Annotated in this window: 12 protein-coding genes and 1 tRNA gene; 4 read left to right on the top strand and 9 right to left on the bottom strand. The window is 71.6% G+C overall.

Annotated features, from left to right (window positions below; translation table 11 throughout):
- Positions 1–69: 69 nt before the first annotated feature.
- On the bottom strand, positions 70–1,641 hold the full coding sequence (locus ABTY04_RS08310) for an MFS transporter (protein WP_352212535.1): 1,572 nt from the start codon (positions 1,639–1,641) through the stop codon (positions 70–72).
- Positions 1,642–1,704: 63 nt separating this feature from the next.
- Here ABTY04_RS08310 and ABTY04_RS08305 point away from each other — a divergent pair, with 63 nt between their 5' ends.
- Positions 1,705–2,649, top strand: a complete 945-nt coding sequence (locus tag ABTY04_RS08305; RefSeq protein ID WP_352212534.1) for a helix-turn-helix transcriptional regulator — start codon at positions 1,705–1,707, stop codon at positions 2,647–2,649.
- A 98-nt stretch (positions 2,650–2,747) separates the two neighbouring features.
- Here the strand turns inward: ABTY04_RS08305 and ABTY04_RS08300 are convergent, their stop codons facing one another.
- The 4 genes from ABTY04_RS08300 to ABTY04_RS08285 form a co-directional block, all read right to left on the bottom strand.
- Positions 2,748–3,725 carry a sigma-70 family RNA polymerase sigma factor gene (locus ABTY04_RS08300; RefSeq protein ID WP_352212533.1) on the bottom strand — a complete coding sequence of 326 codons (978 nt, stop codon included), beginning with the start codon at positions 3,723–3,725 and terminating at the stop codon, positions 2,748–2,750.
- 482 nt (positions 3,726–4,207) lie between these two features.
- Entirely contained in the window at positions 4,208–4,969 is a 762-nt protein-coding gene (locus ABTY04_RS08295; RefSeq protein WP_352212643.1) for a dioxygenase family protein, read from the bottom strand.
- A 148-nt stretch (positions 4,970–5,117) separates the two neighbouring features.
- Positions 5,118–6,656 (bottom strand): MFS transporter, encoded by a 1,539-nt coding sequence (locus tag ABTY04_RS08290; RefSeq protein WP_352212532.1) that lies wholly within the window; start codon positions 6,654–6,656, stop codon positions 5,118–5,120.
- 84 nt (positions 6,657–6,740) lie between these two features.
- On the bottom strand, positions 6,741–7,442 hold the full coding sequence (locus ABTY04_RS08285; RefSeq protein WP_352212531.1) for a TetR/AcrR family transcriptional regulator: 702 nt from the start codon (positions 7,440–7,442) through the stop codon (positions 6,741–6,743).
- A 248-nt stretch (positions 7,443–7,690) separates the two neighbouring features.
- Here ABTY04_RS08285 and ABTY04_RS08280 point away from each other — a divergent pair, with 248 nt between their 5' ends.
- Both ABTY04_RS08280 and ABTY04_RS08275 read left to right on the top strand, forming a co-directional pair.
- Positions 7,691–8,965, top strand: a complete 1,275-nt coding sequence (locus ABTY04_RS08280; RefSeq protein WP_352212530.1) for a M6 family metalloprotease domain-containing protein — start codon at positions 7,691–7,693, stop codon at positions 8,963–8,965.
- Positions 8,966–9,036: 71 nt separating this feature from the next.
- Entirely contained in the window at positions 9,037–9,516 is a 480-nt protein-coding gene (locus tag ABTY04_RS08275; protein ID WP_352212529.1) for a RidA family protein, read from the top strand.
- A gap of 31 nt (positions 9,517–9,547) precedes the next feature.
- Here the strand turns inward: ABTY04_RS08275 and ABTY04_RS08270 are convergent, their stop codons facing one another.
- Entirely contained in the window at positions 9,548–10,432 is an 885-nt protein-coding gene (locus tag ABTY04_RS08270; protein WP_352212528.1) for an FAD binding domain-containing protein, read from the bottom strand.
- Positions 10,433–10,842: 410 nt separating this feature from the next.
- Here ABTY04_RS08270 and ABTY04_RS08265 point away from each other — a divergent pair.
- A tRNA-Arg gene (locus tag ABTY04_RS08265) sits at positions 10,843–10,915 on the top strand.
- A gap of 179 nt (positions 10,916–11,094) precedes the next feature.
- Here the strand turns inward: ABTY04_RS08265 and ABTY04_RS08260 are convergent.
- The 3 genes from ABTY04_RS08260 to ABTY04_RS08250 form a co-directional block, all read right to left on the bottom strand.
- The gene (locus ABTY04_RS08260) at positions 11,095–11,298 is read right to left on the bottom strand and encodes a hypothetical protein (protein ID WP_352212527.1); all 204 of its coding nucleotides are present in this window, start codon (positions 11,296–11,298) and stop codon (positions 11,095–11,097) included.
- Positions 11,299–11,398: 100 nt separating this feature from the next.
- Positions 11,399–13,288, bottom strand: a complete 1,890-nt coding sequence (locus tag ABTY04_RS08255) for a DUF8823 domain-containing protein (RefSeq protein ID WP_502996578.1) — start codon at positions 13,286–13,288, stop codon at positions 11,399–11,401.
- A gap of 143 nt (positions 13,289–13,431) precedes the next feature.
- A partial coding sequence (locus ABTY04_RS08250; protein ID WP_352212526.1) for a D-alanyl-D-alanine carboxypeptidase occupies positions 13,432–15,862 on the bottom strand: 2,431 nt, incomplete at its 5' end.

Below are 15,862 nucleotides of genomic sequence, written 5' to 3'. Positions count from 1 at the left end.
AAACCAAGACAAACGGGCATGTCCGCCAACAGAAGCGGACATGCCCGTCAGGGGTGGGGCGGGGCGCGATTACCCGGCGGGGACCGCCTCGGGGGCCGTCGGGGTGCCGGCCTGCGTGCCGCCCTCGCGCTGCTCCACCGGGACCGACTTGCGCGGCAGCATGAACATCACCGCGAAGATCACGACCAGCACGGCCACGATCCACCACAGCGCGCTGTGGAAGGCGTCGACGTACGGAGCGCCGAGGATCCTGTCGTCGTCGATCGTCCCGAAGAAGACGACGGAGGTGAGGCCGAGGCCCAGCGCGTTGCCCATCTGCCCGGTGGTGTTGATCAGCCCGGACGCGGATCCGGCATGCTCGGGCGGCACCTGGGACAGCACCGTGTCGGTGAGCGGGGCGACGATCAGCCCCATGCCGATGCCCATGACGACCAGCGGCGCGGCCATCTGCCAGGAGGCGATCTCCATGCCGTAGTGCTGCGCCTCCCAGATGTAGATCAGGATGCCCGCGGCCATGGTGAGCGCACCTGCCTGGAGCACCTTGCGGCCGAAGCGCGGTACGAGCTTCTGGACGGAGAGGCCCGCGGCGGCCGAGACGGCCAGCGAGAAGGGGATGCCGGTGGTGCCGGCCCGCAGGGCGCTCCAGCCGAGGCCCATCTGCATGTACAGCGTCCAGATCAGGAAGAAGATGCCGGTGGCGATGCCGAAGGTCAGCTGGACGGCGATACCGCCCGCGAAGCTCTTGACCTTGAAGAGGGAGAGCTCGACCAGCGGGGAGCCGTCCTTGCGGATCTTGTACTTCTCGTACGCGATGAAGGCGGCGAAGACGAACGGCGCGGCGGCCATGCAGACGAAGCCCCACAGCGGCCAGTCGTTCTCCCGGCCGTGCGTGAGCGGGAAGATCAGCATGACCAGGGCGAGGGTGGCCAGCACCACGCCGACCAGGTCGAGGCGCAGGGCCTTGGGGGCCTTGGACTCGGTGATGAACTTCCGGCCGAGGATCACGCCGGCGATGCCGACGGGCAGGTTGATCAGGAAGATCGGGCGCCATTCGAGGCCGAGGATGTCCGACTCGGTGAGCAGGGCGCCGAGCATCGGGCCGGAGACGGCGCCGAGGCCGACGATCGCGCCGAACATGCCGAAGACCTTGCCGCGCTCGTGCGGCGGGAAGGTGACGTGGATGATCGCCAGCACCTGCGGGACCATCATGGCCGCCATGCCGCCCTGGAGGATGCGGGAGGCGACGAGCATGTCGGGGTTGGCGGCGATGCCGCAGAGCAGCGAGGCGGCGGTGAAGCCGGCGATGCCGATGAGGAAGAGGCGCTTGCGCCCGTAGATGTCACCGAGACGGCCGCCGGTGATCAGGCCGGCGGCGAAGGCGAGCGCATAGCCAGCGGTGATCCACTGGATCGCGCTGGTGGAGGCGCCGAAGTCCGCCCGCATGCCGGGTATCGCGATGTTGACGATCGTGACGTCGACCAGGTCCATGAAGGCCGCGGTCATCACGATGACGAGCGCCAGCCAGCGGCGGCGGTCGGCGGGCGAGCTGGATGCTGCTTCGTCGGGGACGGTGTCGTTCCGCTCTTCTTGTACGGGCCCGTTCTCTCTTTCGGGCGATGTCTTGGACGTCTCGGTGGTCATGGAGAGAAACCTAGACCGGATCTAGGTCAGGTGATGTCCTATTTCACTGGCAATCTGGATTGCATGACGGACACCCCGGCGCGGCTGCTCACCCTGCTCTCCCTGCTCCAGACCCCGCGCGAATGGCCCGGAAGCGAGTTGGCGGAGCGGCTGTCGGTGAGCGCGAGGACGATCCGGCGCGACATCGAGCGGCTGCGGGAGCTGGGGTACCCGGTGGAGGCCACGCTGGGCGCGGTGGGCGGGTACCGGCTGGTGGCGGGGGCCGCGATGCCGCCGCTGCTGCTCGACGACGAGGAGGCCGTGGCGATCGCGGTGGGGCTGCGGGCGGGTGCCGGGCACGCGATCGAGGGGGTGGAGGAGGCCTCCGTACGGGCCCTCGCGAAGCTGGAACAGGTCCTGCCGGGGCGGCTGCGGCACCGGGTGGGGGCGCTGCAGTCGGCCACCATCGCGGTGACCCGCGGCGACGGGCCCAGCATCGACCCGCGGACGCTGACGACCATGGCGGCGGCGGTCGCGGGGCCGGAGCGGCTGCGGTTCGCGTACCGGGCGCGGGACGGCGCCGGGTCGCGGCGGCTGGTGGAGCCGTACCGGCTGGTGAGCACGGGGAGCCGGTGGTACCTGGTGGCGTACGACCTGGACCGGGAGGACTGGCGGACGTTCCGGGTGGACCGGGTGGCGGAGCCGTTCGCGACGGGCGCGCGGTTCGCTCCGCGGGAGCTGCCGATGGACGCGGCGGAGTTCGTACGGCGCGGGCTGCGGGGCGGGGAGACGTACCCGGTGGACATCTCGTTCGCCGCCCCGGCCGATGCCCTGCCGGCCTGGCTCCGCGCCCATGCCGAGCCTTCGGGCGGGGGCTGCCGGGTGCGGTTCTCCAGCGGGGACGCCCCGGAGTGGGTGGCGGCCCGCATGGCCCTGACCGGGGTCCCCTTCACGGTCCACAGCCCGGAATTCCTGGCCGGCGCGGCCCGCGCGCTGGCCGCGCGCCTGACCTCGGCGGCGGCGCCGTAGCGCGGCTCCGCCCGGCCGCGGGGCGGAAGGGAGCCCCCGGCGTCTGGGGGGGGAGAGACGCCGGGGGCTCGTTCAGGGGGGTTTCGCCGCGGGCCGCGTCAGGCCACTGCGTCGAAGCCCGTGTCGCGGGCCATGCGCTTCAGTTCCAGGAGGGCGTGCTTCTCGATCTGGCGGATCCGCTCCCGCGTCAGGCCGTGCTGCTTGCCGACCTCCGTCAGGGTCCGCTCGCGGCCGTCGTCGATGCCGTACCGCATCTTGATGATCGACGCCGTGCGCTGGTCCAGCTTGCCCAGCAGGTCCTCCAGCTCCTCGCTGCGCAGGAGGGACAGGACGGACTGCTCCGGGGAGATCGCGGAGGTGTCCTCAAGGAGGTCGCCGAACTGGGTCTCTCCCTCGTCGTCCACGGACATGTTCAGGCTGACCGGGTCGCGCGCCCAGTCCAGTACGTCGCCCACGCGCTTCTCCGTCGAGTCCAGCTCGGCGGCGATCTCCGCGTGGTCCGGCTCCCGGCCGTTCTCCCGGTTGAACTCCCGCTGGATCCGCCGGATCCGGCCGAGCTCCTCGACCAGGTGGACGGGGAGGCGGATGGTGCGGGACTGGTCGGCGATGGAGCGGGTGATGGCCTGGCGGATCCACCACGTGGCGTACGTGGAGAACTTGAAGCCCTTGGCGTAGTCGAACTTCTCGACGGCGCGCACCAAGCCCGCGTTGCCCTCCTGGATCAGGTCGAGCAGGGGCAGGCCGCTGCGCGGGTAGCGGCGGGCGACGGCCACGACGAGGCGGAGGTTGGAGCGGATGAAGATCTCCTTGGCGCGCTCCCCCTCCGCGGCCAGGGCCTCCAGCTCCTCGCGCGCCGGCATCTCGCCCTCGCGCTCGGTCTCGCCGTCGAGGATCTGCCGGGCGTACACGCCCGCCTCGATGATCTGCGAGAGCTCCACTTCCTTGGCCGCGTCGAGCAGCGGGGTACGCGCGATCTCGTCCAGGTACATGCCGACCAGGTCGCGGTCGGCGATCTCCCCGCCCACAGCACGGGCGCTGCCCCTGGACTGATGACGGGCGACGGCGCGGGTTGCCATGCGTGCTCCCTTGCAATGAGTTAGGTCGCGGTGCGGCTGCTGGGACGCGGCTCTGCGTCCCTGGACACTCTCCCGAGTGCCCGCTTCCGAAGGAAACAACGACTGGAATCGGGACAGAATTCCCACGCCGGTCCCTCTTTTTCGAGATCTTGCAGTATCCTGCCCCGCCACCCCTCGCCCCGGACGGGACGGGATGCCGTAAGAGCTCGAAGAGATGCAGGTCAGGCCCGCATTCGAGGCCGGCTTGGAAGTCTTCGCCGACCTGTCCGGCCACCGCGTCCGTGAGACCGCCGTCACACTCCGCGACACGCGCCGTGGTTGCACCCCTGCCCCTGAAGACGACCCGCGCACGCTTCTGGTTGCCCGGACGGGCGATCGAATGGCGAGATACCCGACAACCAGCCCGATCCGATCCAAACAGGCACCTGCCCGCCCCTCGCAGAGGACGTCACCGGCCCCGTCCGGAAACGCCTGGCCGACGCCTAGCCGAACTGGATCGAGCGCTTCGAGAGACCCATCCAGAAGCCCGTCACCGGTTCGCGGCGGGCGGTGAGGTCGCCCGTGGCGTCCGCGGCGCCCAGGGTGACGAAGAGCGGGGCGAAGTGCTCCGTACGGGGGTGGGCGAGGCGGCCGGACGGTGACTTCGCCTCGAAGTCGAGCAGGGCGTCCACATCGCCGGAGGCGAGTGCCTCATGGCCCCAGGCGTCGAATTCGGCGGACCAGGCGGGGACGCCCCGGTGGCGCAGCGCGGCCAGGTTGTGGGTGAAGAAGCCGCTGCCGACGATCAGTACGCCCTCGTCGCGCAGGGGCGCCAGCTTGCGGCCGATGTCCATCAGGCGACGCGGGTCCAGCGTCGGCATGGAGATCTGGAGGACCGGTACGTCGGCCTCGGGGAACATCTCCACGAGCGGGACGTAGGCGCCGTGGTCGAGGCCGCGGTCCGGGATGTCCTGGACGGGGGTTCCGGGGGCCTGGAGGAGCGCCCGTACGGAGGCGGCGAGCGCGGGGGCGCCCGGGGCGTCGTAGCGGACCCGGTAGTAGTGCTCCGGGAAGCCCCAGAAGTCGTGGACCAGGGGGACCTGCCCCGTGGCGCCGAGGGCGAGCGGGGCCTCCTCCCAGTGCGCGGAGACCATCAGGATCGCCCGGGGACGGGGCAGCGCGGCGGACCAGGCGGCCAGTTCCCCGGGCCAGACGGGGTCGTCGGCGAGCGGCGGGGCGCCGTGGCTCAGGTAGAGCGCCGGCATGCGGGCCGGGTCCCGGGCAGGGGTCGGGGTGGTGGTCACGGCGGGCTCCTCGTTCGTCGGTACGGGGCCGGACACACGACGGACCCCGCGTCGTTCAAATTTGAACGATGCGGGGTCGTCAGTCATTCCCGGGGTTTCCCGAGCCGCGTCAGTGGGCCATCACCGGGACCTTCACCTCGGCGTGCGCGTCCGCGCCGCCACCGGAGGCCACCGGGCCGCCGGAGCCCGGGCGGCCCGTGGTGATCAGCGTCAGGGCGATGGTCGCGCTGGCGGCGAGGATGCCGACCGCCCACCAGATGGCGGTGGAGTAGCCCTCCACCATGGCCTGGGCCTGGACCAGCTTCGCCGCCGGGCCGCCCGCCGCGGCCGCGGCCGCGTGGTCGGTCAGGTACGCGGTGGTCGCCGAAGCGGCGATCGTGTTCAGCAGGGCGGTGCCGATCGCACCGCCCACCTGCTGCGAGGTGTTGACCATGGCGGACGCGACACCCGCGTCGGCCGGGTTCACCCCGTGCGTGGCCAGCGACATGGCCGGCATGAACGCCGTGCCCATGCCCAGGCCGAGCAGCAGCTGCGCCGGCAGGATCAGCGCCGGGTACGAGGACCCGACCTCAAGCCGGGTCAGCATCAGCATGCCGGTGGCGGCGAGCAGGAAACCCGGACCCATCAGCAGCCGGGGCGCGACCCGGGTCATCAGGCGGGCGCCGATCTGCGTGGAGCCTGTGATCATGCCCGCGATCATCGGCAGGAAGGCGAAGCCGGTCTTGACCGGCGAGAAGCCCTTCACGACCTGGAGGTAGTACGTCAGGAAGAGGAACAGGCCGAACATCGCGATGACGGCCAGGCCCAGGGAGAGGTACACACCGCCGCGGTTGCGCTCCAGCAGGACGCGCAGCGGCAGCAGCGGGGACTTCACCCGGGACTCGACGAACACGAAGGCCGCGAGCAGCGCCGCGGAGGCGATGAACATGGCCACGGTCACGGCGTCCGACCAGCCCGCGGACTCGGCCCGGGTGAAGCCGTAGACCAGCGCGACGAGACCGAGCGTGGACAGGACCACGCCGGGGATGTCGAGCGGGGCGCGGTTGCGGCCGCCGGCCGGCTCGCGGACGACCACCCAGGCACCCACGGCCGCGACGATCGCGAACGGGATGTTGACGAAGAAGGTCCAGCGCCAGTTGAGGTACTCGGTGAGGAAGCCGCCGAGGATCAGGCCGACGGCGCCACCGCCACCGGCGATCGCACCGTAGATGCCGAAGGCCTTGGCGCGCTCCTTGGCGTCGGTGAACATGACGGCCAGCAGGGACAGGGCAGCCGGCGCGAGCAGTGCGCCGAAGGCGCCCTGGAGCGCGCGGGCACCCAGCATCATCGTCTGGCCGGTGGCGGAGCCGCCGAGCGCGGAGGCCAGGGCGAAGCCGATCAGGCCGGTGATGAAGGCGTTCCTGCGGCCCCACTTGTCGGCGATGCGGCCGCCGAAGAGGAGCAGACCGCCGAAGGCCAGCGCGTACGCGGTGATGACCCACTGGCGGTTGCCGTCGGAGATCCCGAGGTCGGTCTGGGCGGACGGGAGGGCGATGTTCACGATCGTCGCGTCAAGGACGACCATCAGCTGCGCCAGGGCTATGAAGACGAGTGCCTTCCAGCGGCTGGCGTCGGCAGCCGGCGCGGGATTCGCGGCTGTTTTCGGCATGGGGGTATCCACTTCACTGTGCGGAATGACTGAAAAAGGGTGCTTAAGGGGGGTTTGTGACGCTAACGGGCGCAACTCGGGGCGTCACACGGTTTTCTGCCTCAGGTCCTCAAGGGTGGCCGCCGAGCCCGGCAGCTCGGAGCGGGCCGGCGCCCGCAACCCGTCCAGGAACAGCTGGAGATGGCGGTGGACGAACCCGTCCACGGCCTGACAGGTGATGCCCGGCAGGGGCCTGCTGAGCTGGGAAAGCGCGATCATCAGGTCGCCCGCGCCGACGTCCGAGCGGATCAGCCCGGCCTCCTGGCCGGCCACCACCAAGGTCTCGACGGCCTTCGCCAAGGCCTCCCGGGCGGCGATGAGTTCGGGGTGCTCGTGGTCGAAGTCCCCGGCGAGCATGGGGCACAGGGCGCCGATCCGCTCGTCCGCCGCGGCGTGCGTGAAGCGGCACAGCGCGACGAAGGCGTCGGGCTCTTCGGCGAGGGAGTCCTCGGCCTGGGCCGTGACCCGGTCCATGACGAAGAGCACGACGTGGTGGACCAGCGCGCCCCGGTCGGGGAAGTGCCGGTAGAGCGTGGCATTGCCGACGCCCGCCCGGCGGGCCACCTCGTCGAACGGTGCGCCCGATCCCTGCTCCACGAGGACCTCGCGCGCCGCCACCAGGATCCGCTCGCGGTTGCGCACGGCGTCCGCGCGCGCCCGCGGGACCCGTACGGGCTCCGCCGGCGACGGGTCCACGGCAGCCTCCGGGGCGGACGCGGCCGCCGCGAGGGTGGTGGAGCGCTTCATTCGAGGCCTCCCTGGGCCTGGGACTCGTACCCGCGCCCCTCAAACGGGGAGCCGGTCCCCGCTTTGCGGGACTCCCGTACAAACGGGGATTGCATCCCCGGTTATTTCACTCCCCCGTGTGACCCGGCTCACACCGCGGTTCCCGTTCGGACGCACCCGGCGCGCGGGCGCGCCGCAGCCGACGGAGGGTGATCGCACAGAGTGCAGTCCGGGCCCGGCCGGCTGCCGCGGACCCGAAGGCGATCTCCATGCCGCAGACCCGCCACCGGATACGCACACGCCGCGCCGGCGCCTACATCGGCCTCACCGTGCTGGCCCTCGGCATCACGGCCACCGCGAGCACCGGGATCTCCGGCCGCAGCCACTCCGCGTCCGGGCCCGTGGCCACGAGCGCCGAGTCCGCGCTGGCACCCTGCCGGATCAGCGGCGCGATGGGCGTACAGATGTCCGAGGGCCTGCCGACCCCGCCCGGGTACTCCCGCTCGACCGGCGAGGTCCGGGCTCTGAACCTGATGATCGACTTCCCGGACGCCAAGGGCGAGGGCAACGCGCTGGACCGGCTCGCGGAGTTCTTCCCCCAGACCTCCGACTGGTTCCGCACCAGCTCCTACGGCCGGCTCAGCTATCGGGCCGAGGCGCCGATAAGGAGCTGGCTGCGGATGCCGATGCCGTTCGCCGCGTACGGGATCGAGCGCGGATCGGCGTACGAGCCGGGCTACCGGCAGCTCGTCGAGCACATCGCGAAGGCCGCCGACGCCGAGGTGGACTTCAGCCGCTACGACCTCGTCAACATCCTGGTCACACCGAACGCCGGACCGTCCGCCCTGGACACCGTGCTCTCGGTGACCTTCTCCGGCAACGCCGAGGCCCCGATGGCCGACGGCGTGCCCCTCGCCAACACGTCCTTCGTCTACAGCCGCCAGGACGACGGTTCGGGCTCCTACCGGGAGACCGGCTACCGGGTGCTCCCCCACGAGAACGGGCACGTCTTCGGACTGCCCGACCTGTACACCTCCGACGGCGGGGGCGCGGTCGGGCACTGGGACATCATGAGCGAGGACTGGGGAGCCAACAACGACCTGCTGGGCTGGCACAAGTGGAAGCTGGGCTGGCTCGACAGCTCGCAGATCAGCTGCGCATCGAAATCCGGCGTCAGCGACCACACCCTGACCCCGCTGGCGGTGGAGGGCGGCACGAAGCTGGCCTTCGTACCGCTGTCGGAGGCCGCCGGATACGCCGTGGAGGTGCGCACCCGGGCCGGGAACGACGAGTCCGTCTGCAAACCCGGCGTACTGATCTACAAGGTGGACTCCCAGGTGGACACCGGGCTCGGGCCCGTCACCGTCTCCGACAGCGCGAGCGGCAGCGGCGGCTGCACCCGGCGGCCCAACGTCCACGGGGAGCTGTCGGACGCGCCGTTCCGGACGGGCGAGACATTCACCGACGAGAAGGCCGGCATCAGCATCTCGGTGGTGGGCGAGCTGCGCAACGGCAGCTTCCAGATCCGGGTCACCCGCCCCTGAGTCACGCACGGCACCGATCGACCTCACACCTCACACCCGACACCCGACACCCGACACCAAGGAGATCCGCGATGACCGGCACCCCCGAGGAGCGCCTGGCCGCGGTCGGGCTCACGCTGCCGCCGACCCCCGCTCCGCTGGCCGCGTACGTACCCGCCGTGGTCAACGGGCACCACGTGTACACCTCCGGTCAGCTGCCGCTGGTCGACGGCGCGCTCCCGCTGACCGGCAAGGTCGGCGCCGAGGTCACCGAGGAGCAGGCGAAGGGGCTGGCCCGGCAGTGCGCGCTGAACGCGCTCGCCGCGATCGCGTCGGTCGCCGGGGACCTGTCCGCCGTCAAACGCGTGGTCAAGGTGGTCGGCTTCGTGGCCAGCGATCCGCGGTTCACCGGCCAGCCGGCCGTGGTCAACGGGGCCAGCGAGCTGTTCGGCACCGCCTTCGGCGACGCGGGCATCCACGTCCGCAGCGCGGTGGGCGTGGCGGCGCTGCCGCTGGACGCGCCCGTCGAGTTGGAGGTCCTCGTGGAGCTGCACACCCCGATGGGTGTCTGAGGTGCCGTAGGCCGCTCGGCAGCTAGGCAGCTCAGCCGCGCAGCGGGCCGCCGCCGCCCCGGTACTCGTCCCAGGTCCAGAGGAGCTGGCGGCGGGCGAGGACGCCGACGGCGTGCCGGCGGTACCGGGCCGTGCCGCGGACGTCGTCGATCGGGTTGCAGGCCGCGGCCGCGAGATCCCCGAACTGCTTCGCGATCGACGGGGTGAGGGCCTTGCGGGACTCCCAGAACCCGCCCTCGTCGAGGACCGCGGCCAGGAACTCCTCGGCCGTCTTCGCCCGGATCGGCGTGGGCGCCGCCGAGCCGATGCCCGTACGGACGGTCCGGGTCGCCGGGTGCAGGGCCAGACCGAACGCGCAGACGGCGATGACCATGGCGTTGCGGGTGCCGACTTTGGAGAACTGCTGGGGCCCGTCCGCCCTGGCGATGTGGACGGCCTTGATCAGCTCGTCGGGGGCGAGGGCGTTGCGCTTGACCCCGGTGTAGAACGCGTCGATCGGGATCAGCCGGGAGCCCCGCACGGACTCCACCTCGACCTGCGCGCCGGCGGCGAGCAGCGCCGGGTGCGCATCACCCGCCGGGGACGCCGTGCCGAGGTTGCCGCCGACGCTGCCGCGGTTGCGGATCTGAGGGGAGGCGACGGTGTGCGAGGCGAGGGCCAGGCCCGGGAGCTCCGTCCGCAGATGCTCGATGATCTGCGTGTACGGCACGGACGCGCCGAGCAGGACGATGTCCTCGCCGGTCTCCCATTCCCGCAGCAGCCCGATGCGGTTCAGGTCCATGAGGTACTCCGGCCGGCGGTGGTCGAAGTTGATCTCGACCATCAGGTCGGTACCGCCGGCGATGGGCACGGCGGTGGGGTGCTCGGCCTTGGCCGCGAGCGCCTCCTCCCAGCCTGCGGGGCGAAGGAAGTCCATGGGTGTCCCATCGACCGGGGTGTTCGACCTCAAACCGAATCAGCCGAAATTCCCCCGGTCCTCGCGATCGATCCTTCGGCGGTGGCCGGCGCCTCTCGTGCAGGTGCAGGTGCACGTCACGGCCGGCCACGGTCTCCGCGTCCGGCACCCGGTCGCCAGCCTTCGCATCGCCGCAGGTCAGTGAGGCAATGTCAGTTCCGAAGAGCCGCAATGCCTTATGGGGGCGCATCCGTGCAACACGATCCGCTAGGCTGTCGGTGGCCAGTTGGCTACTGGGCGCATGCCGGGGACATGTCTGTCAGGACATCCCACCCGGCACACGTACTTGCCGGCTGACCAGGGCGTTTGACATGCCGAGGGTGGCGGACCCCACTGGGGTTTTCTCCACGGCTACCGTCAAGACCCGCCCCGCCTTCGTAGCTCAGGGGATAGAGCACCGCTCTCCTAAAGCGGGTGTCGCAGGTTCGAATCCTGCCGGGGGCACTGTGCGTCGGCCCCGGACCTCTCGGTCCGGGGCCGTTCGCGTGTGCGGTGCCGTGTTGTCGTGGGACGCGGTGGCTGAAACTGCCGGCCGGGGTCCGGGGCGGTGCCACAGACGTACGAAAGCCCTCCCGGCCGGAACCGGAAGGGCTGCTTCGAACCGTGGGGTGCGGATCGCGGGATCAGCTCAGGCCTCTGCTGCGTTCACCGATGCGGTCACCCTGCGGAGTGCCGGCCCGCTTGAGGGCCGCCTTCGTGTGCAGTCCGCCCTTGACCTTGCTCCGCACCGGTCCACTGAAGCCGTGGCCTGCCGAGCGCGGCGGCCGATCCGGCTCCTGCATCTGGAAGGCCTCTCGGAAGTCCTGCTTCTGCTGCTCTTTGCTCATCCCGTCGTCAACTCCCTCGGGAAGCACCCAATCGGACTATTGGGATCCTATGCAGATATACGGAGCAACGCACCCGGACCGCACGTAAAAAAACTCCCGATCAAGGACGCGGCGGAGCCGGACGCTCCGGCGGCCCCACCACCGAGCGGATCAGCTCCTCCGGGCACGGCGTCCCCCGCGGCAGCTGGTACTTCGCCGCCACGCGGTACACCCCCGGGCGCGGTGCCAGCAGCTCCGTCCACACATCGCCCGCACGGTCCGGGACCGCCTTGAACAGGCACCCGGCCGTGTTCGCGTACTCCTTCGGCAGCCCGCCCGAGCCCGAGCCCCTGCCCCCGCCGCGCGCCTTCGACGCGAACGTCTCCTGCGGCGGCAGGACCGCCTTGCCCGACCCGTCCACGAGCCCCAGCCACGGCGAGTGCGGGATCCGCACGAGGACCCGCCCGGCCGCCTTCACGTCGACGACCAGCTGGTCCGCGCCCGCCCGCACCACCGTGGCCTGCCCGGACACCAGGTCCATCGGCCCGTCGACCTTGAACAGCCTCCAGTTCGCGTCGCCCCACACCTGCTGGAGGTACGGGAGCCCCTCGCGCACGAGCTTCGCCTCGTCCTCCCCACCCGAATCGGGTTTGTCGGCCGGCAGCACCACGTAGTGCACGGCCCAGCGGTCCAGCCACTCCCGGTAGCTGTCGGCCGTGAGGGTGTCGTCGTAGAAAAGGGGGTTCCGCTCCAGGTCCGCCTGCCGGTTCCAGCCGCGCGCGAGGTTCACGTACGCGGGGAAGGCCGAGGACTCGCGGTGGCTGCTGGCCGGGACCACCTCGACCCGGCCGCGCTCGGCGCCCGCCTTCTGCAGCTGGTCGACCAGCGGGGCCAGCTCCCGGTTCCAGGCGGCCACCGGGGTGGTGCGGACGATGTCCGTGATGCTGTTGACGGTGATCCAGATGTTGATCCCGACGAACGCGAACAGCACCGCGTACCAGTGCCGGGTGCGCGGGACCGCGTACGGGAGGGCCGCGAGCAGCACGGCCCCGCCGAACAGCATGACCAGCCGGGTCACGTTCGAGCCGACCTGTGAGTCGATCGCCCAGGTCAGGAACACCCCGAGGACGTACACCGCCGAGGCGATCCGGACCGTCTTCCACCGCTTCGGTACGAGGAACAGCACCGCCAGTCCGAAGACGAACGGCAGCCACGCCGAGCCCAGCTTCATCGGCTGCGTCCCGGAGAACGGGAACAGCCAGGCCGACAGCCCGACCACCGCCACCGGGGCCAGACCGAGCGCGAACGCACCCGGGCGCCGCCCGCTGAGGAACAGCGCGGCCGCGATCACCCCGAGGAACAGTCCGGCGACCGGGCTGGAGGCGGTCGCGAGCGCGGCGAGCGGCGCCGCGACCACGGCCTTGGCCCAGCGCCGCTCCGCCCACTTGCGTGGCCAGCAGAAGACGGCGGCGACCGCGCCGAGCGCGAACATCGCGCCGAGCCCGAAGGTGACCCGGCCGGACAGGGCGTTGCAGAGCAGCCCGTACACCCCGGCCAGGGCCGGCCACAGCGGCTCGCGGACGGCGGCGCGGCTGCGGGTCAGGATCAGCGCGAGCAGCCCGGCCGAGACCGTTCCGGCGGCCATCATCGTGGTCCGCACGCCGATCATGTACATCACGTACGGGGACACCACGCTGTACGAGACGGGGTGCATGCCGCCGTACCAGGCGAGGTTGTACGCGGAGTCCGGATGGCGGCCCACGAACTCGGCCCAGGCGTCCTGCGCGGCCAGGTCGCCGCCGCTGTTGGCGAAGCTGAAGAACCAGACCACGTGCAGCACCGCGGCCAGGGCGGTGGCAACGGCCACCGGGTGCCGGCGGGCCCGGCCGAGGACGCGGGCCCCTATGCCACCGGGCCCGGCAGCGGGCACGTCGGGCGCATCGGACGCACCGGATCCGCCGGTGGCTGCCGATGCACTCCGGCCCTGGCTCTGCTGCTCAGCGGTGGTCACTGCCGTACTCCCCGGACTCCCCGGCACATGGGTCGAACATCTGTGTCCGTCTGTGTCCCGTTCCCGGGTCCCTAGACGCGCGACGGCGCCCCGGGGTTGCCCGGGGCGCCGGAATCACACGGTCACCTCACCGTCACCGGTGATCAGCCGACACGGGTCAGTTTGCTGCCGATGCCCGGCGCCACGAGATCACTCTGCAGCGCCACCGGCACCTTCACCTGGCTGGCCCCTTCGCCGACGGTCAGCACGCCGACCTCGGTGCCCGCCTTGGCGGACTGCGGGAGCTTGCCGTCCCCGCTGCGCAGCTTGACGCTGACGGTGAGCGACGGCCAGCCGACCGCCTCGACGTCGGCGGTGGCGATGACCGGGGTGTGGCCGTCGAGGCCGTCGTCCACGTACCCGACGACCTCGCCCTTCTTCACCACGACCGCGTTCGTCAGCATCTTCTGCGTGGCCAGCATGATGTTCTTGCTGTGCCCGATCGCGGTGTCGAGGATCGGCACACCGTGCTGGCTGAGAACCGCGCCGACCATCAGCTGGTTGGTCTTGCCGACCTTCTTCTCCGCGGCGAAGAGCAGGTTGCCGCCCGCCTTCGTGGTGGAGCCGGTCTTGATGCCGAGGGCGCCGTTGCCGGGGATCAGGTGGTTCCAGTTCGGCCAGGCCTTGCCGTAGGGGTCGACCCAGGACGGCAGCTTCGTGATCGCGATCAGCTCGGGCATCTCCACGACCTTCAGGCCGAGCTTGACCTGGTCCTCGGCGGTGCTGACCGTCGTCGCGTCCAGACCCGAGGGGTCCGTGTACGTCGTGTTGGTCATGCCGAGTTCCTTGGCGGTGTCGTTCATCTTCTTGACGAACGCGTCCTGGTCGCCACCGGTGTCCCAGCGGGCCAGCAGTCGCGCGACGTTGTTGGCCGACGGGATCATTATCGCGGCGAGGGCGTCGTACTCGGAGAGCTTGTCGCCCTCCTTCAGCGTGTTGACGGTCGACTCGTTCTCGACGTCCTTCTTGCCGTCGTCGACCGCGGCCCTGTCGATGTCGATCATCTGACCCTTTTCACCCTTCTTCATCGGGTGGTTCTTCAGGATCACGTACGCCGTCATCGTCTTGGCGACGCTGCCGATGGGCACCGACTTCTGCTCGCCGAACGTGCCGACGGTGCCGAGGCCGGCCGCCGCCATGGCCGCCTGGCCCTCCTTCGGCCAGGGCAGGGTCGGGTTGCCGCCGTCGAAGGCGTACGAGGCCTTCGCGGTCATCTTCAGCTTCGGCTCGGGCAGCGGGCGCACGAGCTGGATGACGGCGAGGATGATCGCGAGCAGGACGACGAGCGGCGCGTAGATCTTGAACCGCCGCATGGCCGTGCGCAGGGGGCTCGGCGGCGGGGGCGGGTTGTTGGTGAGGTCCGCGAGCATGTCGAGCGGCGGCTTGGGCGGCAGCGGCTGCTGCGTGGTCCGCTCGGTCCGCTCGGGGACGGGCGTCGCCGGCGCCTGCGCGGCCCGAGCCGGGGCGGGGGCCGCGGTGGTGGCCGGGGCCGCGGTGGTGGCCGGGGCCGCGGTGGTGGCCGAGGCCGCGGTGGTGGCCGGGGCCGCGGTGGTGGCCGAGGCCGCGGTGGTGGCCGAGGCCGCGGTGGTGGCCGAGGCCGCGGGCTTCGCCGCGGGCTGGTCGCCCTTGCGCAGCGGCACGAACGTGCTGCCCCGCTCCCCGCCGACCGCCTTCGGCGGCACGGGCCGCGAGGCCGCGGGCCTCTCCGGAGCCGGGGCGGGGGCGGGGGCCTTCGCCTTCTCCGGAGTCTTCGCGTCCGGCTTCGCGTCCGGCTTGGCATCCGGCTTCACCGCGGGCTTCACGGCCCGGAAGACGGCGGTGCGCTCGCTGTCGCCCGCCTCCTCGGCGGGCTTCCCGGCAGCAGTCGGGGCGGCCTTCGGGCCACCCGAAGCGGAATCCGGCTTGGCGGAGCCCGGCTTCACCGCACGGAACACGGCGGTGCGTTCGCCGTCCGCCTGCTCGTCGGAAGCCTTGCCCGCGGCGGGAGCCTTCGCGTCGCCCGGCGCGGCATCCAGCTTCGGAGCCCGGAAGACGGCGGTGCGCTCGCTGTCCGCGGCATCCGCCGCGGCCGTGTCCTTGGCTGCACCCGAACCGGAACCACCGGCAGCGCTCAGGCCTGCGCTCGGGGCGCTGTCGGCCGGCTTCGCGGCGGCGGAGGCCGCACCCGGCTTCACCGCACGGAACACCGCGGTGCGCTCGCCGTACGCCGGCTTCTCGGCCGCACCATCGGCAGCGGACGACGCGGTACCGGCACCGCCCTTGGCGGGACCGGACCCGCCCGAGTCCGACTTCGGCGCCCGGAAGACCGCCGTACGCTCGCTGTCCTCCGACGCACCGCCCCGCACGGAAGCGGAACCCGAACCCGGCTTCGCGGCCGACGGCTCGGCAGCGTCCGGCTTCACAGCGTCCGACGACGCGGCGCCCGCACCGCCCTTGGCCGGACCGGACCCGCCCGAGTCCGACTTCGGCGCCCGGAAGACCGCCGTACGCTCGCTGTCCTCCGACGCACCGCCCCGCACGGAAGCGGAACCCGAA

Origin of the sequence: Streptomyces sp. NPDC097981 (assembly GCF_040302565.1) — a bacterium.
GTDB lineage: Bacteria > Actinomycetota > Actinomycetes > Streptomycetales > Streptomycetaceae > Streptomyces.
Note: the sequence above shows the minus strand (reverse complement) of the source record. Positions and strands in the feature narration are given on the sequence as shown.